At 47.5% G+C, this 18,979-nt stretch carries 15 protein-coding genes; 6 read left to right on the forward strand and 9 right to left on the reverse strand.

Translation table 11 applies throughout. The annotated features are described in order from the left end of the window. The first annotated feature begins 136 nt into the window (after nucleotides 1-136). The 5 genes from JGK36_RS19225 to JGK36_RS19245 all read left to right on the forward strand — a co-directional run bounded on the left by JGK36_RS19225 (nucleotide 137) and on the right by JGK36_RS19245 (nucleotide 9,277). A complete protein-coding gene (locus JGK36_RS19225) occupies nucleotides 137-1,255 on the forward strand; it encodes a sulfate ABC transporter substrate-binding protein (RefSeq protein ID WP_293193277.1) in 1,119 nt (372 codons plus the stop codon). 138 nt (nucleotides 1,256-1,393) lie between these two features. Further along, nucleotides 1,394-2,254, forward strand: coding sequence for a sulfate ABC transporter permease subunit CysT (cysT, locus tag JGK36_RS19230; RefSeq protein WP_293186033.1), 861 nt, complete (start codon nucleotides 1,394-1,396; stop codon nucleotides 2,252-2,254). Continuing rightward, nucleotides 2,244-3,122, forward strand: a complete 879-nt coding sequence (gene cysW / locus JGK36_RS19235) for a sulfate ABC transporter permease subunit CysW (protein ID WP_293186035.1) — start codon at nucleotides 2,244-2,246, stop codon at nucleotides 3,120-3,122. The genes cysT and cysW overlap by 11 nt, the downstream gene beginning before the upstream one ends. A gap of 206 nt (nucleotides 3,123-3,328) precedes the next feature. Next, nucleotides 3,329-3,571: an NIL domain-containing protein gene (locus JGK36_RS19240; protein WP_293201058.1), complete on the forward strand. Its 243-nt coding sequence runs from the start codon at nucleotides 3,329-3,331 to the stop codon at nucleotides 3,569-3,571. A 648-nt stretch (nucleotides 3,572-4,219) separates the two neighbouring features. Then, nucleotides 4,220-9,277 carry an SdrD B-like domain-containing protein gene (locus JGK36_RS19245; RefSeq protein WP_293197367.1) on the forward strand — a complete coding sequence of 1,686 codons (5,058 nt, stop codon included), beginning with the start codon at nucleotides 4,220-4,222 and terminating at the stop codon, nucleotides 9,275-9,277. A gap of 291 nt (nucleotides 9,278-9,568) precedes the next feature. Here JGK36_RS19245 and JGK36_RS19250 read toward each other — a convergent pair whose 3' ends face one another. Beyond that, the gene (locus tag JGK36_RS19250; protein ID WP_293201060.1) at nucleotides 9,569-9,922 is read right to left on the reverse strand and encodes a cytochrome c; all 354 of its coding nucleotides are present in this window, start codon (nucleotides 9,920-9,922) and stop codon (nucleotides 9,569-9,571) included. A gap of 182 nt (nucleotides 9,923-10,104) precedes the next feature. On the opposite strand from JGK36_RS19250, the gene petG reads away from it, so the two are divergent. Continuing rightward, nucleotides 10,105-10,224, forward strand: a complete 120-nt coding sequence (gene petG, locus JGK36_RS19255) for a cytochrome b6-f complex subunit V (RefSeq protein ID WP_006632329.1) — start codon at nucleotides 10,105-10,107, stop codon at nucleotides 10,222-10,224. Between the two features lie 304 nt (nucleotides 10,225-10,528). Here petG and JGK36_RS19260 read toward each other — a convergent pair whose 3' ends face one another. The 8 genes from JGK36_RS19260 to JGK36_RS19295 all read right to left on the reverse strand — a co-directional run bounded on the left by JGK36_RS19260 (nucleotide 10,529) and on the right by JGK36_RS19295 (nucleotide 18,896). Then, nucleotides 10,529-11,611 carry a glycosyltransferase family 1 protein gene (locus tag JGK36_RS19260; RefSeq protein WP_293193274.1) on the reverse strand — a complete coding sequence of 361 codons (1,083 nt, stop codon included), beginning with the start codon at nucleotides 11,609-11,611 and terminating at the stop codon, nucleotides 10,529-10,531. Nucleotides 11,612-11,876: 265 nt separating this feature from the next. Next, on the reverse strand, nucleotides 11,877-12,947 hold the full coding sequence (locus JGK36_RS19265) for a glycosyltransferase family 1 protein (protein ID WP_293197369.1): 1,071 nt from the start codon (nucleotides 12,945-12,947) through the stop codon (nucleotides 11,877-11,879). Nucleotides 12,948-13,289: 342 nt separating this feature from the next. Next, complete coding sequence (locus JGK36_RS19270) at nucleotides 13,290-15,419, reverse strand: glycosyltransferase (RefSeq protein WP_293197371.1); 2,130 nt, start codon at nucleotides 15,417-15,419, stop codon at nucleotides 13,290-13,292. A gap of 10 nt (nucleotides 15,420-15,429) precedes the next feature. After that, nucleotides 15,430-15,963, reverse strand: a complete 534-nt coding sequence (locus tag JGK36_RS19275) for a hypothetical protein (RefSeq protein WP_293182890.1) — start codon at nucleotides 15,961-15,963, stop codon at nucleotides 15,430-15,432. A 108-nt stretch (nucleotides 15,964-16,071) separates the two neighbouring features. After that, nucleotides 16,072-17,145 carry a glucose-1-phosphate thymidylyltransferase gene (locus JGK36_RS19280; RefSeq protein ID WP_293182892.1) on the reverse strand — a complete coding sequence of 358 codons (1,074 nt, stop codon included), beginning with the start codon at nucleotides 17,143-17,145 and terminating at the stop codon, nucleotides 16,072-16,074. A 426-nt stretch (nucleotides 17,146-17,571) separates the two neighbouring features. After that, entirely contained in the window at nucleotides 17,572-18,282 is a 711-nt protein-coding gene (locus JGK36_RS19285; protein WP_293182894.1) for a M15 family metallopeptidase, read from the reverse strand. A gap of 24 nt (nucleotides 18,283-18,306) precedes the next feature. Further along, nucleotides 18,307-18,660 (reverse strand): DUF5615 family PIN-like protein, encoded by a 354-nt coding sequence (locus JGK36_RS19290; protein ID WP_293182896.1) that lies wholly within the window; start codon nucleotides 18,658-18,660, stop codon nucleotides 18,307-18,309. Continuing rightward, nucleotides 18,660-18,896 carry a DUF433 domain-containing protein gene (locus JGK36_RS19295; protein WP_293182898.1) on the reverse strand — a complete coding sequence of 79 codons (237 nt, stop codon included), beginning with the start codon at nucleotides 18,894-18,896 and terminating at the stop codon, nucleotides 18,660-18,662. The genes JGK36_RS19290 and JGK36_RS19295 overlap by 1 nt, the downstream gene beginning before the upstream one ends. Nucleotides 18,897-18,979 lie beyond the last annotated feature (83 nt).

The following is an 18,979-nucleotide window of genomic DNA, read 5'->3' on the forward strand; positions in this document are numbered from 1 at the left end:
CGCCCGATCGACCTTTTTTTTTACCAATTTTTTTTGCTTATTGCCATTTCGCTCGCCCTTGTCTATAATCGTACTTCACCACCATAATTACGGTATCCCGACCTAATAACCGTACTTTAGTAAAGGAACAAATATAATGAGCCCGTGGCAACACCTAACTCAACAATTTCACCGACCACAACAGCTACCAATTAGCCAAAATCGATCGCTGACTGCACTTAAAAGATTTGTGTCGCTATTTGTAGTAGGAATAACTTTAAGTTTGGCAATTGTATCCTGCCAGCAGGGAACCCCAACAAACCCAGCAGCCAACAAAGGCAAAGTAGAATTAACCCTCGTTTCCTTCGCCGTCACCAAAGCAGCCCACGAAGCGATAATTCCCAAATTTGTAGAAAAGTGGCAAAAAGAAAAAGGACAAACCGTCACCTTCAGCCAAAGTTACGGCGGTTCCGGTTCCCAAACCAGAGCAGTAATTGACGGATTAGAAGCAGACATCGTACACCTAGCCCTCGCCCTCGACACCGCCAAAATCGAGAAAGCCGGACTCATCCAACCAGGCTGGGAAAAAGAAGTTCCCAGCGAAGGTATCGTCAGCAAATCCGTAGCAGCAATAGTCACCCGCGAAGGCAATCCCAAAGGCATTAAAACCTGGGAAGATTTAAGCAAAGACGGAGTTAAATTGATCACCGCCGATCCCAAAACCTCAGGCGTTGCTCGCTGGAATTTCCTAGCACTTTGGGGTTCGGTAATTAAAACCGGAGGAGACGACACCAAAGCATTAGAGTTTACCACCAAAGTCTACAAAAATGTTCCGATTCTGACTAAAGATGCCCGCGAAGCTATGGATGCTTTTTTTAAACAAGGCCAAGGCGACGCCTTAATAAATTACGAAAACGAAGTTATTTTAGTAGCTGAGAAAGGCGAAAAACCGAGTTATATTATTCCCGATGTGAATGTGTCGATCGACAATCCCGTTGCGATCGTCGATAAAAACGTGGACAAACACGGCACTCGCGAAGTCGCCGAAGCCTTTGTCAAGTATCTGTACACTCCAGAAGCCCAGCGAGAATTTGCCAAAGCAGGATTTCGCCCAGTAGATGAGACAGTCGCCAAAGAAGCAGAATTTGCCCAAAAATATCCCGCCGTCAAAACCCTATTTACAGCTAAAGATTTGGGAGGTTGGGGAGAAATTCAGAAGAAATTCTTTGATGACGGAGCCGCGTTTGACAAAATCCAAGGATCGATTAAACGCTAATTCCCGAATTACCCGCTCGTAGTGAGGACTTCAGTCCTCTCCAAACGGTTCGATCGTTCGGACTTCAGTCCTCCCCAAAATATTAGCTTTTCAAGGACTTGCATTCCTTACTACAAACGAAGAAATACTCAAACCTAAATGGCAGTATCATCTCCAGCAACCAACCCTCAATCTGCGATCGCCAATATCAAAAGAGCGATCGGCAAAATCACACTACCTTGGGGAATCACCATCGGCTACCTCAGCCTAATGCTATTTCTGCCAGTCACAGCCATGCTGCTAAAAGCCAGCACAGCAAACCCCGGCGAATTTTGGAAAATTGCCACAAGCCCGATCGCCCTTTCCGCCTACGATGTCACCTTCGTCACATCATTAATCGCAGCCCTAATCAACGGAGTCTTCGGCACATTAATAGCCTGGGTATTAGTCCGCTACGACTTTCCCTTAAAACGCATTGTCGATGCAGCAGTCGATTTACCCTTTGCGCTACCAACATCCGTTGCAGGTTTAACCCTCGCCACAGTTTACAGCGATAACGGCTGGATCGGTTCGCTATTTGCACCATTAGGAATCAAGATATCATTCACTCGCTTGGGCGTAGGCGTAGCCATGATCTTTATATCCTTACCCTTCATCGTGCGAACTGTACAGCCAGTTTTACACGAAATGGAAAAAGACATCGAAGAAGCAGCTTGGTGCTTGGGTGCTTCTCAATTTCAAACCTTTTGGCGAGTAGTTTTACCGCCGCTCTTTCCGTCAATTTTAACCGGAGTTGCCCTCGGATTTTCCCGAGCCGTTGGCGAGTACGGTTCGACGGTAATTGTAGCAGCCAACGTACCGTTTAAAGATTTAATTGCACCTGTTTTGATTTTCCAAAGATTGGAACAGTACGACTATGCAGGAGCCACAGTAATCGGCACTGTCATGTTAGGTATTTCCCTAGCAATGCTGTTCACAATTAATATTTTACAAGCCTGGAGGAGACGCTATGACGGCTGAGATCAATTTATCTAAAAATTACACAGTTCCGCCAGCGGGTTCGTCGCGGGGCAAAGAAAAAGCCTGGGTAAAGCCAACTTTGATCGGAATTGCGATCGGCTATCTCGGCCTCGTCTTATTTATCCCAACCCTCAACGTTTTTTACCAAGCATTCAAAAAGGGAGTCGAGCCATTTTTCGCCAACTTAACCTCGGCAGATTTTCTATCAGCAGCACAACTTACCCTGCTGATAGCTCTGATAGTTGTACCTATAAACACAGTATTTGGTTTGTGTGCAGCTTGGGTAATCGGCCGCAATAAATTTCCCGGACGCACCCTATTAATCACCATTTTAGACGTGCCGTTTGCCATCTCTCCCGTAGTCGCAGGTTTAATGATTGTACTGCTTTACGGTCGGCTGGGATGGTTCGGCCCGTGGCTGGAAACTGCTGGAATTAAGATTATATTTGCTTTCCCAGGAATGGTGCTAGCTACTGCTTTTGTCACTCTACCTTTTGTTGCCCGCGAAGTGATTCCTGTTTTAGAAGAAGTGGGAACCGATCAAGAAGAAGCGGCGAAAACTTTGGGAGCAAATGATTGGCAAATCTTCTGGAATGTGACGCTGCCGAATATTCGCTGGGGCTTACTTTACGGTGTGATTTTGACAAATGCTAGAGCAATGGGAGAATTTGGAGCTGTTTCTGTGGTATCGGGAAATATTGCTAAAAAAACCCAAACTTTGCCTTTGTTTGTCGAGGATGCTTACAAGCAGTACGCGACGCAAGCAGCATTTTCCGCTGCGGTAGTTCTCGGTTTTTTAGCTGTTGTTACTCTCGTGGTTAAGGAGATTTTGGAACGGAAAACTAGCATTAAGGAAGTTGACAGTTGACAGTTGACAGTTGACAGTTGACAGTTGACAGTTGACAGTTGACAGTTGACAGTTGACAGTTGACAGTTGACAGTTGACAGTTGACAGGGAGACTTTGAGAATACTCCTGCCCCCCTCTTGTTAAGGAGGGTTAGGGTGGATCGAAGGGCTAATCGTCAAGCAGTAGTACGTTATCCCTGAAAAGAAACAGACATTAGGAGGCCACAATGTTAAACCAGAACAATAGCGAACCTGAATTTGAGTCGATCGACAATTTCCACCAAACTCAACAATCAGACATACCGCACACTGAGTCAGGAGACAGCAGACCAACTCAAACCCGCATTCGCATTCGCATTCCCAAAGAATACCATCAGGAACCTGTTATCTCTAACCTGATTTCGGAACACGGTTTAAAGGTGAATTTTAATGCAGCTTTGTTGGGTGGCAAAACTTCCGATGACCAATAATTTTTTGATGGTACCCGCCACGTGATTTATCCGTGGAATCAATCCCAAATCGAAAATCTAAAATCCTCTCTTCCCCCGAATTTATCCGTAGTCAACAAATTGAAAGTGCTCTGATTTATCTGAATGATTTAGATGTGGAAATCTGGAGCAATTCCAATCATCCCGATGAAGAAACTTGGTAATTGGCGATCGATCCAGGCTGTACAGGCTCGCGCAGCCGTGTTGGTTATTAGTCAAAAGCTAAAAACGAATAACTTTGGAATCAATACCCTAAAAAATAACATCAGATTGTAACTAATGGCGATCGCTCGCCATTAGTTATTTTTTGCTTGACATTTATGACAATACGTTGTACTCGTTCGAGTCTAATGACATTAAAAACTGAGTACAAGCTTGACTCAAATATTTTTGTAAAAGCCGGAACAACAGCCCCCTTGAAAACTTCTACACAATCAAACTAACTTCAGTATATCCTATAGGGAGCACAAAAAAAACGTTTTGTCAATCTTCCAGGTAGGTGAAAGTTAGGGGCGATCGTCTTCGAGAGCTTCGCCAACGACAAAATCTACCCTAAAATTAAGATATCTCGCTGCTGCGTTTGGTTTGTGCTATGAATTTAATGTGTGTGTGTACCAGAGGAATTTAATCATGGAACTCTATAAAGAACGGAAACACCAGATAGTTTTTGCGGATTCACAAGTTAAAGATTGCGAAAGTTTAACAAAAACCGCGAATTCCGATACAGAAGTTATTATTCTCAAGGCCGATCGCGACGGCATCAAGCAAATCGCCGAAACACTTAAAGAGCGAAAAAACATTGCAGCCGTCCACATTTTGTCTCACGGCGCAGCAGCCAGCCTGCAACTGGGAACCACAGAACTCAATCTCAGCAACATTGAAACCTACCGCAATTATTTAGAAAAATGGTTTGCTTTGCCAGCAGCCGAAGCAAACTCGAAGTCTTCAACTACTTTTGCTAAACCCGAAATTCTGCTTTACGGTTGCAACGTCGCCGCCACAGAAGCCGGTGTCGCCTTCGTCGAAAGGCTGAGCCAGCTCACGGGGGCAAATATTGCCGCATCCGATAACTTGACCGGCAGTGCAGCCTTGGGCGGAGACTGGGAATTGGAAGTAACTACGGGGAAAATAGAAACACCTTTAGCATTTTCCCAAGAGGCGAGGGAAGCATATAGCGGAGTCTTAGTCGCTACATTTAGCGAACTGCAAGATGCGATCACTCTGGCTAACGCTTTGCCGAATCCAGATACGATTCTCATCACCGGCAACATCACCTTCGCGCCCGGACAAGTTCTGCCGAGAATTTCCACTCCCATCACCTTTACCGGCGGCGGTTTCGCCCTAAATCTCGGCAATAACCGGGGCTTCTTCATCGACAGCGCCACAGCCCCAGTCACATTTTCCAACCTGACAATTACGGGCGGCAGATCCGCAGGTGCTGTCGGTACAGGCGGTGGCGGCGGTGCAGCCGGCATGGGCGGTGCACTATTTATCAACAGCGGGGCTGTCACAGTTAACAGCGTCACCTTTAATGGCAACAGTGCTGTGGGTGGCGCGGGCGGCGCGGCTCCCGTTGCTCCAGCAGTAGCAGGCGCGGGTGGGAACACCGATTTTGCAGCTCTGTTTCCCTTCGTTTCCGCAGGTGGCCCAGGTCTCAACGGTCTCACAGGTTTGACAAGCCTCGGCCCTGGTGGCCCTGGTGGCCCCGGCGGTACGGGTGGCAATGGCGGGGCCGGCAGCGGCGGATTACCAGGTACTGGTCTTAACGGCGGCATCGGAGGCGCTGGTGGCGCTGGTGGCGCTGGTGGCACTGGTACTAACGGCGGAGTTGGTGGTACCGGAGGCACTGGTGGCGCTGGTGGTCTCGGAGGCGGTGGTGGCCCTGGCGGTGCTGGTGGCGCTGGTGGCGTCGCGGGCACTGGCGCGGCAGGTTTACCGGGCGCTGGCGGTGTTGGTGGTGCTGGTGGCTTCGGTGGCGGTGGCGGTGGTGGCGGTGTTGGTGGCAACGGCGGCGCTGGCGGCTTCGGTGGCGGCGGCGGACGCGGTACAGTAGGTGGAGCCAGCGCTGTTGTCGGAGCTTTCGCTCCCGGCGGTGTCGGCAGCGCAGCCGGCGGCGGTGGCGGTGCTGGTTTGGGCGGCGCAATTTTTGTGAATGCTGGCAGTTTGACCCTGAACAACAGCACTTTCTTCAGCAACACAGCCACGGGCGGCGCTGCTGGCGGTGCTGCCGCTACACCCGGCCAGGGCGCAGGGGCCGCGATTTTTGTTAACAGCGGCGCTACTGCAACTCTGACTAACAACACGATTACTGCTAACAGTGCTGCTGCGACTGCTCCTGCTCTTGCTGTGGGCGGGGGTATTGCTACTAACGGCGGTGCTGTGAATGTCAGAAACACTATTGTTGCTGGCAATACTGGTGGCGCGAGTCCTGATGTGTTCGGAACCTCTTTCGCCGCCACCAGTATCAAGAATTTGATCGGGAACATTGCTGGTAGCAATTTACCTGCTACCCAGCAATTGGCGGCGACTGTTCCTCTAGCTAATGTACTCGCACCTACCGCAGCACTGAACCAGGCTACAGGCGTTCCCTTCACTTATGCTTTGGCTGATAGCACTGCGACAGTGATTAATCCGGCGATCGATGGCGGAGATGTGGCGGCTGGGGCGGCTGCTGGCGCGACTGACGAGCGGGGTACTGGCTTTCCTCGGACGATCGGCGCTGCTGTTGATATCGGTGCCTACGAGTACGGCCCGATCGTCACAGGCGTCAAATACAACGACCTTAACGGTGACGGCGTTCGGCAGGCGGCTGAACCCGGTCTCCCAGGTTGGGTAATTTCTGTAGGCACGAAGAGCGCTACCACCGCAGCCGACGGCTCTTACACCCTCCGCGACGTAAAAACAAATACTGCGATTACAGAAGCCCCGCCCGCTGGAACGCCTCCCACTGCTTGGGTGCAGACTGTCGGCCCGACTCCGCCCTCTACAGGTATTGTGAATGTCACCGGCGCCAACTTCGGTAATTTCCAAAAAACTACGATCGCGGGCAAAACCTTCAGCGACCTCGCAGGCAACGGTTTCACTCCCGACGACACCGTATTAGCTGGCGTCGTAGTCAATCTCTACAAAGACACCAACGGCGACGGCATATTCCAAGCCGCCACAGATACAGTTGTCGGCACTCCGCAAACGACTACGGCAACAGGAGATTACAGCTTCGCGGACATCGGCCCGGGCAAGTACCTGATACAAGCCACTCCCCCAGCCAACTCCAGCATCTCTTTCCCCGCTGGCGCAATTCCGGCTATTCCGGTTACTACCCAAAGCGGTCTTGCCGTCACCGGGCAGAACTTTGGCATCTTCAAAAACGTCACTATCACCGGTCAGAAGTTCAACGACCTCAACGGGAATGGGGTCAAAGAGGGCACCGAACCAGGATTAGAAGGCTGGAAAATCTTACTAGAACCACAGACCTTTATCGGCACAGCAGTACCGCGATCGACTACCACTGATGCCTCTGGGAATTACACCTTTACTGACGTTGGCGCTGGTACATTCCTCCTGCGGGAAGAGCAAAAGACTGGTTGGCAGCAAACTTTCCCTGTTCCCCCAGCGGCCACGAGGCTTACTACCGCAAGTGGCGTTAACATTGCCAACACCACCACCCTTCCTACCAACTTCGGGAACTTCCAGGTTGGCAAGATCAGCGGGATCAAATTTAACGATCGCAACAAAAATGGTGTCCAAGATGCTGGCGAACCAGCGCTAGCAGGCTGGAGAATCTACCTAGATGCCAACAACAACGGCACGCTAGAGCCAACCGAAACCGCTACTGTTACCGATATCACCGGTAAGTACCAGTTCAACGACTTGCCATTCGCCACCTACAACGTCCGGGAATTAGTAGAACCAGGCTGGACGCAAATCGCCCCCGCAGCCAGCGCCACCGCGCCTACCCTTCCAGGTGCGTATACTATCCCTCTCACCAGCGGTCAAGACTCCCAAAACAACAACTTCGGCAACTTCTTCGAGGCGAGCACGATCAGCGGTCAAAAATTCAATGACCTCAACAACAACGGTGCTAAGGATGCTGGGGAACCGGGCCTACAAAACTGGCAAATCTTCGTAGACACGAACAAAGATGGAGTGTTCCAACAGGGCGAATTGACTACCATCACGGATAAGGATGGCAACTACACTATCACCGACGTACCCGCAGGTACTTTCCAGGTAAGGGAAGTCCAGCAAACCGGCTGGACGCTGACAACCGCGCTCCCTGCCGACGTTATTATAGCTCAAGCCGGAGAAAAACCCACGGGCATTGACTTCGGCAACTTCCTGCCCCAACCGGGCACGATCCGCGGTCTGAAGTTCCAAGACAACAACAAGAATGGCGTTCAGGATGCCGGAGAACCGGGTTTACCCAATGTCCAAATTCTGTTAACCAAAGTCGTAGCTCCCACCCCAGGAGCTCCTGCTGCTGTTCCTGTTACTACTACCACAGACAACAGCGGCAACTACGTGTTCGCGAACCTAGCGCCGGCAACCTACCGCGTCCGGGAAACCCCGCCAATAGGTTTCACTCAAACCAGCCCCAACCCCGCCGACATCGTGCTGGCTTCGGGCGCTATTGTCAGCGGCATCAACTTCGGGAATTCCATTACAACACCGACGCCACCGACGCCGACGCCGACATCGACGCAGCCGACACCGACACCGCCGGCAAGGATAGAACCGACACCTTCACCTGCACCGACGCCGCTGCCGACACCTGCACCGACGCCTGCACCGACGCCGCTGCCGACACCTGCACCAACACCTGCACCGACTCCGACGCCAACACCTGAACCGACTCCGACACCAGAACCGACGCCGACACCGACGCCGACACCTGTAGGGACAGATTTGGTTTGTCCCGATCCCTTCCCCAGGGTTACCCCTCCGAATCTGCCCCCCAGTCCTTCGCGCAACGGTGTCATCAACGGTACTAACGGCGACGATACCCTCGTGGGCAGTGCCAATGTTGACTCTATCTTCGGGTTAGGCGGCGGCGATTTGATCTTCGGCCAAGAGGGCGGCGATTACATCAATGGCAATACCGGCAACGATACTATCTACGGTGGTAAAGATAGCAATACTATCTTTGGTGGTAAAGGCTTTGACCTGATTTTTGGCGATCGAGCTAACGATACTCTTTACGGCAATCGGGGCAACGACTCAGTAAGCGGCGACGACGGCGATGACGTATTGTACGGCGGCAAAGGCGACGACGTGCTATTGGGAGAAGCCGGCGACGACGTGCTATTGGGCGATCAAGGTAATGACACTCTCTGCGGTGGCGACGGTAACAATACCTTACTGGGCGGCAGCGGCGATGATATACTCTTTGGTGGCACCGGCGATGACTTGCTGTTTGGCGGCATTGGCAATGATACTCTGATCGCTAACGGCAACCGACAAGACTTTGTATTGGCAGCGATTCAGGGAATTGACACGATTATCAACTTTAGACCAGAATCTGATTCGATCCAGTTGGTGGGAGGCTTGGACTTCAATCAACTGTTGTTAACCGAAACTAACGGCTCAACTGCGATCGCGATCGCCAGCACCAACCAGACTTTGGCTATATTGGCGGGCGTTGTCCCCAACCGGTTAGCGGCAAGCAGTTTTAACGTGCTGGTGGTTTAATCTGTAGTCCTTAGTAGGCATTGGTTTCAACTTAACGTCAAACGTAGTGCCTGTCTGGCGATCGGGGCCAGATCCCCCCTAGCCCCCCTTCTTAAGGGGGGGACAGGATTTTTCTCAAAGTCCCCCTTCTTAAGGGGGATTTAGGGGGATCGACGCTCAGGGTAAACGAGAGATACAAAGGTTTTCGGGGTTAAGTTGACACTAATGCTATGTAGGATGCGTACTTCGCGCACCCTACTATTACCCGGACAATCAGGATGAGGGGAACGAAATTCCGTTCCCCTTTTTTGCTTAAATTTGTTGGAGATATTTCAGCAAGTCGGCCATTTCTTGGGGGCTCGGCTGAAACTGTGGCATTGGTGGGGTTCGCCCGCTGGTGACTTGGCGGATCAGCCGGTGCAAGTTGGGCCCAACTTGAGTCTCTCCGACGGATATGTGACACCCCGCACAGTTCATTTGAAAGATGGCGGAACCCTGAAACTGGTCGCCAGCAAGGGACAGCACGCTTTTGACGTAGGGATCGGCAACTTGAAACTGACGAATTGTCATCGTCGCCAACATGATCGCAAGCAACAGCGCGATCGCAAATATGAGCAGTCGCTCGATCGGGTTTTTAATTTCATTCGTGGCAATTTGGTGATTCAAAGGAGTGCAATTTTAAAATAGTATCTACAAGAAAATTTATTTCTCATCACATAGCTTAATCGTTTCCAGCGGGGATATCAAGATCACAGACCCCCAGAACTCCCAAGAATGGGAAAATTCATCTGTCTCAGTGCTGGTAATATTAAAAATAGATTGTTAAATCTTAACGTTAAGGAGCTCTCATGGTAGAACCGCTGCTTTCAGGTATTGTTCTGGGTTTAATCTTTGTTACTCTGGCTGGGCTGTTTTTTGCTGCTTACCAGCAATACAAGCGGGGCGATCAGTTGGGTATCAACAAGTAAAAGGGCCTAAGTCCCTCGGTGAAGCGGAGGGAGGAGATGGAGGAGAGGGGGAGAGGGGGAGAGGGGGAGATTGGAAAAATCTTTCTTCTTTCTTCTTCAGTCTTGCTTCTGTCAACTGTCAACTCTTGGGAGCATCTCAGTTTTGCATTTACAGTGCGAGCATCCCCGCTGGCGTATTTTACAATACGCGAGCGGGACGCTCGCACTACAAGAAAAAAAATGCTTTTTACAAAACTGAGATGCTCCCCAACTCTTCCCTCTTTCCTCTTCCAACTGTCAACTGTCAACTGTCAACTGTCAACTGTCAACTGTATCGATCGAGAATAGCAGCAGTTTCCACGCCTGTCTTTTCCCAGCTAAACTGTTTTGATCGGGCCAAACCGAGTTCCCGCAAGTGCGATCGAGCTTTGGTATCTATTGCCAGCTCGTGCATAGCAGAGGCTATTTCTGCGACGCTGTACGGATTGACTAACGATGCTGCGTCCCCCCCGACTTCGGGCATCGAAGATAGGTTAGAAGTGATGACAGGAGTGCCACAGGCCATTGCTTCGAGCACCGGCAGACCGAATCCTTCCCAAAGACTGGGGAATACAAGGGCGATCGCCCGGTTGATGACTTTCGGCAAATCAGCCGCGGGGAGGTAATTTAGGAATTTTACGCGATCGGACAATCCCAATTCTTGAACCTGGGCCTTCAGCAGCGGCGTATAGCGTTTATCTTCCGATCCCGTTATCCACAATTCGTACTCGGAATTATTAGGTAAAGCCGCAAACGCTGCTACAACTCGCTGGACGTTTTTATGGGGATTGTGGCGGCCCATATACAGGAAATAATTGCTAGTTGGTAAGTCTAGAAACTTAAAAAAACTGGTATCGTAGCCGGGAAAGATTCGTGTAATTAAAGAACTTGGAATCTTACAAAAATTAGTAATATCATTGGCGGTTGACTCGGAATCGCAGATGATATGTTCAGCTTGCCGCAATACTTGGGGAATGTAGTAGCGGTGATAAACTGCCAAAGGATCGAAGCGGCGGGGAAATCGTAGGGCTATTAGGTCATGTACTGTAATTATATACCGACAACCGCTAAATAGAGGAGCTTCGGGAATTGGCGAAAATAACAGGTTAGATTTTAGCTGTTTGTAAATTTTGGGAATTTGGGTTTGTGTCCACAGCAATCGGTTGATGTGTCCTCTGCTTCCTTGTTCTGGTGTGAGGTTCGCTGGGATTTCGTAGCAGTTATTATTGGGAAATTTTTGGGCTGTTAGTAAGGTTGGATTGAGGGTTTTTAGGTGGGGAAATAGGTTTTTAGCATAGATGGCTAATCCGGTTGGTTCGGAAATTAGGAAGGAGAGATTAATTAGTAGGTTGGATTCGGGGTTTGGCATATAATCAGATGAGGATTGCGGTTTTTTGATTGGGATTTTTTTTTGATTAACCGCAGAGGGCGCAGAGGGCGCAGAGAGAGAAAATAGAGAGAGGCAGGATTGAGAGATATTGTTGTAAGATTTATGAGGATTGCGGTTTTTGGTTGGGATTTTTTTTGATTAACCGCAGAGGGCGCAGAGGGCGGAGGATTGCGGTTTTTGGTTGGGATTTTTTTTGATTAACCGCAGAGGGCGCAGAGGGCGCAGAGAGGAAGAGAAGGAGGATTTAAAGATATTGTTGTAAGATGTTGGCGGTTGCTTGTCCGGTTTTGTGCCAGCTAAATTCGGCCGATCGCGCTAAGCTAGATTTTTTTAAGTGCGATCGCACTTTTGAATCTGTGGCTACTGTTTGCATGGCTGCGGCTATTTCTCCGACGCTGTAGGGATTGACTAATAATGCCGCATCTCCGGCTACTTCTGGCATCGATGACAAGTTGGAAGTGATGACTGGTGTACCGCAGGCCATTGCTTCTAAAATCGGCAAGCCGAATCCTTCCCAGAGTGTGGGAAACACCAGGGCGATCGCCTGATTCATCAGTACGGGCAATTGCGAGTAGGGAACGTAACCGAGAAACTTTACTAAAGATTGTAAGCCCAATTGTTCCACTTGTGCGATCGACTGCGGCGTGTAGGCGTTGGGAGGCCCGGCTAGCCACAATTCGTAATTTGTGCGATCGGCTAAACTGGCAAATGCAGCAATTAATCTTTCTAAGTTTTTATAAGCATCGTGTCTGCCGGTATAAAGAAAATAGTTTTTAGCGGGCAAGTCGAGACATCGAAAATTAATATTATCACAAGCTAGGGGAATTGCGGTCATTTTCTGACGCGGAATTTGGTAAAAGTTAGCAACATCTGTCGCCGTTGCTTGAGAATCGCAAATAATATGTTCGGCTTGTCGCAAAACCTGGGGTATGTAGTAGCGGAAATAAGCTGTCAGCCGAGATAATTTTTGGGGGAATCGCAAAGGAATTAAATCGTGAACTGTAACTATGTAGCGACATTTATAGTATAAAGGTGCTTCAGGAATTGGCGAAAATATTAGGTTTGAATCCAATTTATCGTAAATTTTAGGCAATTTAAATTGAGTCCACAGCAGTCTGTTAATTTGTCCTTTCGGCCCTCGATCCGGTGTGATGTTATCGGGGATTTGATAGCAACTATAATTCTCAATTTGCTGGGAAGTGAGTAATGTTGGTTCTAGGTGTTGCAGTTGCGGGAAAAGATTAGCTGCATAAGTTCCGATTCCCGTGGGTTCGGGAGTTAGAAAGGATAAATTTATTAACAGTTTATTGGACACGTTTTGAGTAAAAATAAACTTGTGATTAGTCGATATTTGATATCAAATCAAGTCGATTTTCGGCGATATCTGTGGGGAAATGGCACTCCCTCCGCTACGCTTCGCCCATTGGTGTCAACTTACGATCAAAAACTTTTGTATTTATCGTTCGCATCTGAGTCCAGATCCCCCTAAATCCCCCTTAAGAAGGGGGACTTTGAGAATACTTTTGTCCCTTTTTAAGAAGCAGGACTTTGAGAATACTCTTGTCCCCCCCTTTTTAAGGGGGGCTAGGGGGGATCGAGGCTTAACTTAACACTAACAGACACTGCCACGTCCTTACCCACAGCTATATCTGTATGCTTAAGGTCGATCGAGTATTTGAGCAATCTCGCCTGGATTTGGCAGCCGAATTGTAGCATATTCCTGGTGAATAATCTCAAAAAAACTCTTGACTTTGTGTTCAAAAGGTGCGAGTCTAAAGTTCTGACTGCGTTGCTGTGCACCAGCTTGAAGTTCTGCTAACAAATCGGGATGAGCAATTAGTTGATGTGAATAGCGGCAAAGTTCCTCAACCGTATTGAACAAAAAGCCCGATCGCCCGTGTTCGACAATTTCCGGTTGTCCACCGCCACAAAACGCGATCGGAGCACAACAGTTTTGCATTGCTTCAACAGTCGCCATCCCAAAATGCTCAAACCTTTGGGGATTGACTTCGCCCAAACCGCAGCCATGCCAAAATATACTCGATTTAGCATAAAGCGATTTTACCTCATCTAAGGAACCATTGACTTTAAGTTCGATCGCCCTTGAATCCTGCTTCAACAAATTCTGAACCGTCTTTAAATAAGGATTTTTCGGAACACTGCTACCCGCTAAAATCAGCCGCCATCCTTGAAGTTCATCTGGATAATCTGCTAGCAAACTGCGGAAAGCTTGGATGAGTTCAATTTGCTTTTTTGTTCCTCCAGCTTCAAACTGTCCCACAGCTAAAATTATCTTTTCCTTCGACACTTTAGCTGTAGCCATTTCCACGGGCGGATACAGCATAAAAGTGGGTTGCAAATTCCAACGTTTCTCCAACCACTTGACAGTAAATTGACTGTTGGCAATAATAAAAGTGTAATCATCCACAGCAAAATGACGGTTGCGAAAAGTATTCGGGAAGTGGCAGAAAAATACTGATATCGGCGACAGCGGTTTGACTTTTTCGAGTTGGTTGGCGTTGACAAAAATATCGTAATTTTTGCTTTCTCTGGCAATTTCATCAAAGGGATTTTCCATATCCTCAGCGATGATACTGGAATCGATGCACTGCATTCCACGTTTCTCGTAAAACTGCAACGGAATAATCTTGATTTTGCATTCTGAAAGGTTGAGTCCGTACCACGACTCTAAGTCGGAAACAGCCACGGGTTTGTTGGCGATAAAAGTAATGTCAAATTCATTTTGCAGCAGCGAGGCGATGGTAGCGACGTATTTTTGCCCGCCGCCGATAAAATGCAGTCCGTGATCGTAAATTGCGATCGACATTTTGCGATCGCCCCTAACCACCTCCAATCGAGGTAAAATGCGATCGACCTTCATTCTACTGTAAATCACCGCCAACTTTTCCGTCAACTGCGGCAGTACCGCTGCGACGATTTCCGGTTTCTGATAATCTAGCAGTTTTTTAATCGCGAAAAACAAACTCTCGAACAGCAAATCGTACTGCTTGTTACTAAAAAAATCCGAAGTATGAATCGATTTCACTAATTGCAGAGGTTCGTGTTTCGCCAAATACAAAAACCGATTGCGGTTGCAGAAATACTCGGTGAGTTTGCTACCTTTACTCGAACCTCGATACTCGTGATGGGCGATAGCTGCGGGAGTATAAAGCATTTTCCAACCGCGTTTTTGGCAGCGTTTGGAAAACTCTACATCTTCAAAATACATCACAAAATCTTCATCGATCGGCCCGACATCTTCCAGACATTCCCTGCGGAAAAGCACCGCCGCCCAACAAAGCCCTTCTACTTCCCTTTCTGTATTATACTGTCCCGCATCTTTCTCGCCAAAACCGACATCTTGCCAATAAAAATTAGGTAATTGCTGAATGCCCGCGCTGTTGATTCGCCCGTCTTTAAACAGCAATTTGCCACTAGCTGCACCAACTTTATTGTCAGTTTCTAGGCGTTTAACTAATATTTCCAGCCAGTGACTGTCAAGGGTTGCATCATTATTGAGAAAGCCGATGTATTGCCCTTTTGCTTCGCTGATGCCGAGGTTGAGGGCTTTGGCAAAGTTGTTGGCGGTATTCACAAAGATCCGAACTTTTGGAAACAGTTCGCGCAAAGCATGAACCGAATCGTCTTGAGAACAATTATCAATTACGATTAAATCGAGTTGTGATTCTGGATACGCAAGTTTTTGTAGGGATTTCAAGCAGTCTTTGGTGTGGCGCAGACCATTATAGTTAACTATAATAAATGAGCATATAGGAAGTGTAGTCATCTTTGATGCTTTATGGTTGTCGATCGCCCAATTGAGCGCTAATCTCCTCTAAAATAGCAGTATGTTGCTGCTGTACTGCTTTGATTTGCTCTACTTCAGACTGAAAATTTGCGATCGCCTGTTGTTGACTCTCAAGCTGCGCTGTCACTTCGGGAAACCCGCTGCTGAATTCCGATGTAAGTTTTTTCTCTAGAGTTTGTTGATTTTCTTGCAATTTTTGCAACTGTGTGCTCAAGGTTTGCACGACGCGGGTATTGGCGAAATTGTAAATTACTTGTCTGTCTAGTACGGGCTTGAGCAATTTTCGGACAATTTTTCTGACGGCGATGACTGCGGAACCGAGCCGCCTTTGGTAAGATGTAATTGGAATGTTATAAATGTCAAAGCCCGCTTTGAGAAGCGCAATGTCTTCGTCATCTTCATTTTGGGCGATCGCACTATTTGGTCTTTCCGACAGCGACAACTCAGCAATACCAATTCGCGGCTCCAAAGTTTGCCGCAGTTTATCTATAATTTGTTGAGTCGGTATTTCTTCGTACTGCAATCTTCCGCCTCCTTTAAATTTATGGTGCGCCGAGGGGCACCATCTCGTAGACGTAGCAACGCGCACCATCGGGTAAATTGCCGCTACGAGAATAGTGCAAATCCTAAGTTATACTAACTCGATTTGACTGTCATCACCAATCATAAACCGCAACGCTTTAGGACGCGGCGGCGCATTTGTGAGTTGAGCTCGCTGTCCGATCACGCTGTCAACAATTCGCTGGTGAATGCCAACAATTTTCGCCCCTTGCAATATTACACTGTGTTCGATATCAGCATCAACCATCGTCACGCGATCGGCAATACTGCTGTAAGGCCCGATAAAGCAATTTTCAATGCGGCAATTTTCCCCAATTACCACAGGCCCGCGAACTGTAGAATTAATGATTTCACTACCTTCCCCTACTTGCACTCGCCCGATAATTTGACTTTTGGCATCTACTTTTAATTCAGTTGAAGCTACAATACAGCTATCTAAAATGATTTGGTTTGCACTCAGCAAATCATCTTTTTTCCCGGTATCCAACCACCAACCATCTAAATTGCAGGCTTCTACGTGTTTTTCTTGATTGATTAGCTGTTGGATAGCATCAGTAATTTCGAGTTCCCCGCGGGGCGAGGGTTGAATTTGATCGATCGCCTCGTGAATAGTAGGAGCAAAAAAGTAAATCCCCACCAGTGCTAAATTAGACGGCGGAACTATGGGTTTTTCTACTAACTGTAAAACTCGCCCATTCTCATCAACCTTTGCTACACCGAAAGCACTGGGATTGGGAACTGGGCGCAGCAAAATTAGAGCGTCTAGTTTTTGCTTATTAAAATTCTCTAAAAACGGATCTAGCTGACTCTGAATTAAGTTATCTCCTAAATACATAATAAATGGAGAATCACCCAAAAATGGTCTCGCAATTTTTACTGCATGAGCGAGTCCCGCCGGCTCTGATTGTAAGATATAAGTAATTTTTGCACCGAAGCGAGAGCCATCTCCTGTTTTCGCCTTCACCTCTTCACCTGTTTCAGGACTAATAATAATCCCGATATCCGTAATCCCAGCCGCCACAATGCCTTCAATTCCGTACCACAGTATAGGCTTATTTGCCACAGGAACCAACTGCTTAGCACCCGTATAGGTGAGGGGACGCAAGCGTGTTCCTTTGCCGCCAGAGAGGATGAGTGCTTTCATTGGTGAAATCTAAGTTATCCTTTAGAGTTTGCGGTGCTGGCTTGATTTGCCTGCACTTGTTAGCTCTCGTTAATTTTAAAGCACGGCTACCCCGCTGGCAATAGCTGACCCAAAAGAAGGAAGAATTGACAGTTGACAATTGACGGTTGACAATTGACAGTTGACAATTGACAGTTGACAGTTGACAGTTGACAGAAGGAAGAAGTAATCAAAGCAGGGGTTTCAGGAATCAAGAAGGTTTTCAGTATAGCAACCGCCACATGGGTGAAGACATAAATAACTTCATGAATAGAGTCGATTCCCGTTCTGCATCAATGATTTGATTCCCGTTCTGCAACTGTCAACTGTCCACTGCTATATCTTAGCGGTTGCAATCCAAATGATTTATAGCGATCGAGCATTCAGTCGTCTCAAATCTAAAATGGTTTAATAGCGGCCGTATCGGGCGATAACTTGACTACCACTATTCTTGTTATTTGTCAACCACGCCCACATCTGATCGCCCACAGAAAAATGCCACCACTCGTTAGGATGTTGCTCAAAACCAGCAGCTATCATCGCATCTTTCAATATTTGCCGGTGCAGGTGGTATTGCTGTTGTTGCGCGTCCTTGCTATTACCAAAATAATCGGGATAAGAACGTTCTGATATTTCATCAATCGGAGAACCCATATCAATTGGTCGATTATGTTCATCGACTAAAGTTACATCTAAAGCTGCACCTGTACTGTGAGGAGGAGGCGTCGCGCGATCGAGGCTCGGCACAGCCCAAAATTGATACACGTGTTCTATAATTACTTGGCGTTTGTCTTCGGAAACCGGAAATTCGCAGCCTTGAGCTACGGCAATTTGATTGAAAGTATAATCTACCATAAATTGCTGGACTTCCACGGGTCGATAAGCATCAAATATCAGAATTTTCCAATTTTGATGATTTTGCTGTAGCTGAGTTTGAGCTGCTACTAAACTATCTACAACTCCTTGCCGCAAATAGTAAGGTGAATCTGCTTTGCTGTTGTGATAGGGAGCACCCAACTTTTGATAAGGGTGCGGAATTTCAAAGGCAAAATCTTCTGGTGGAATTGGGACTAAAGGCTCGCCGCATTCGTCAATTTCTATTTGCTGATATGGTTTCATATCAAGGTTTTACCTACTTAATTATTACTGGTGAACTACAATTGTATCGCGATTCATTTCTATCAATGAATGTTCCTCAAACATTTCAACCAAATGCGGCAAATTATTCACAAATAAGTCTATAAGTTGGTTGTTATTTATGTTGCCAGTCGTCAATATTAACAGCTTGTAAGGTTGCTGGCTAATCAGAAATGAATCGAGAAAATCTCGATCTTTGGTGATAACAATTCTGCTTTCTTGCATTGAAAGCAAGTTAATTTCTGAATCGGGAGTTGCGTTGAGTCGAGGTAAATCCTTAGTATGAATAGTATCGCAACCAGCAGATTGCAAAACGCGTGCCAGACGTACTGGTAATTGTGCATCTACCAAAAACTTCATTACACTAATACTCGATATATGCTTTTCACTTGAGTCAGCCGTGCTGCAAATAGCAAAGCAGCTAGAATATCTTCATGTTCTAAATCATCATAATCATCTATAATTTCTTTAGCATTCATACCTGAACTAAGTAATTCAAGAATCAACTCTACTGGATATCTGAGACCGCGAATACAGGGTTTTCCGTGACAGATATTTGGATCGAGTGTGATGCGTTGCAAAAGTTGGTTGTCCATGTTTTAGGAGCCACTGTTAAATATATTCTAAGAGAGAGCGTAACTCTAGCTCGGTTTGTAGTAAAGACTTTAGTGCTCAAAAA

Origin of the sequence: Microcoleus sp. PH2017_35_SFW_U_B, from assembly GCF_020737865.1 — a bacterium.
In the GTDB taxonomy this organism is placed as follows: Bacteria; Cyanobacteriota; Cyanobacteriia; order Cyanobacteriales; family Microcoleaceae; genus Microcoleus.

Excerpts from the sequence above, each read along its gene's own strand:
- JGK36_RS19260 (WP_293193274.1), bottom strand. The coding sequence starts at position 11,611 with ATGCCAAACCCCGAATCCAACCTACTAATTAATCTCTCCTTCCTAATT.
- JGK36_RS19270 (WP_293197371.1), bottom strand. The coding sequence starts at position 15,419 with ATGACTACACTTCCTATATGCTCATTTATTATAGTTAACTATAATGGT.
- JGK36_RS19225 (WP_293193277.1), top strand. The coding sequence starts at position 137 with ATGAGCCCGTGGCAACACCTAACTCAACAATTTCACCGACCACAACAG.
- JGK36_RS19295 (WP_293182898.1), bottom strand. The coding sequence starts at position 18,896 with ATGGACAACCAACTTTTGCAACGCATCACACTCGATCCAAATATCTGT.
- petG (WP_006632329.1), top strand. The coding sequence starts at position 10,105 with ATGGTAGAACCGCTGCTTTCAGGTATTGTTCTGGGTTTAATCTTTGTT.
- JGK36_RS19280 (WP_293182892.1), bottom strand. The coding sequence starts at position 17,145 with ATGAAAGCACTCATCCTCTCTGGCGGCAAAGGAACACGCTTGCGTCCC.
- JGK36_RS19285 (WP_293182894.1), bottom strand. The coding sequence starts at position 18,282 with ATGAAACCATATCAGCAAATAGAAATTGACGAATGCGGCGAGCCTTTA.
- JGK36_RS19240 (WP_293201058.1), top strand. The coding sequence starts at position 3,329 with ATGTTAAACCAGAACAATAGCGAACCTGAATTTGAGTCGATCGACAAT.
- JGK36_RS19245 (WP_293197367.1), top strand. The coding sequence starts at position 4,220 with ATGGAACTCTATAAAGAACGGAAACACCAGATAGTTTTTGCGGATTCA.
- JGK36_RS19290 (WP_293182896.1), bottom strand. The coding sequence starts at position 18,660 with ATGAAGTTTTTGGTAGATGCACAATTACCAGTACGTCTGGCACGCGTT.
- cysW (WP_293186035.1), top strand. The coding sequence starts at position 2,244 with ATGACGGCTGAGATCAATTTATCTAAAAATTACACAGTTCCGCCAGCG.
- cysT (WP_293186033.1), top strand. The coding sequence starts at position 1,394 with ATGGCAGTATCATCTCCAGCAACCAACCCTCAATCTGCGATCGCCAAT.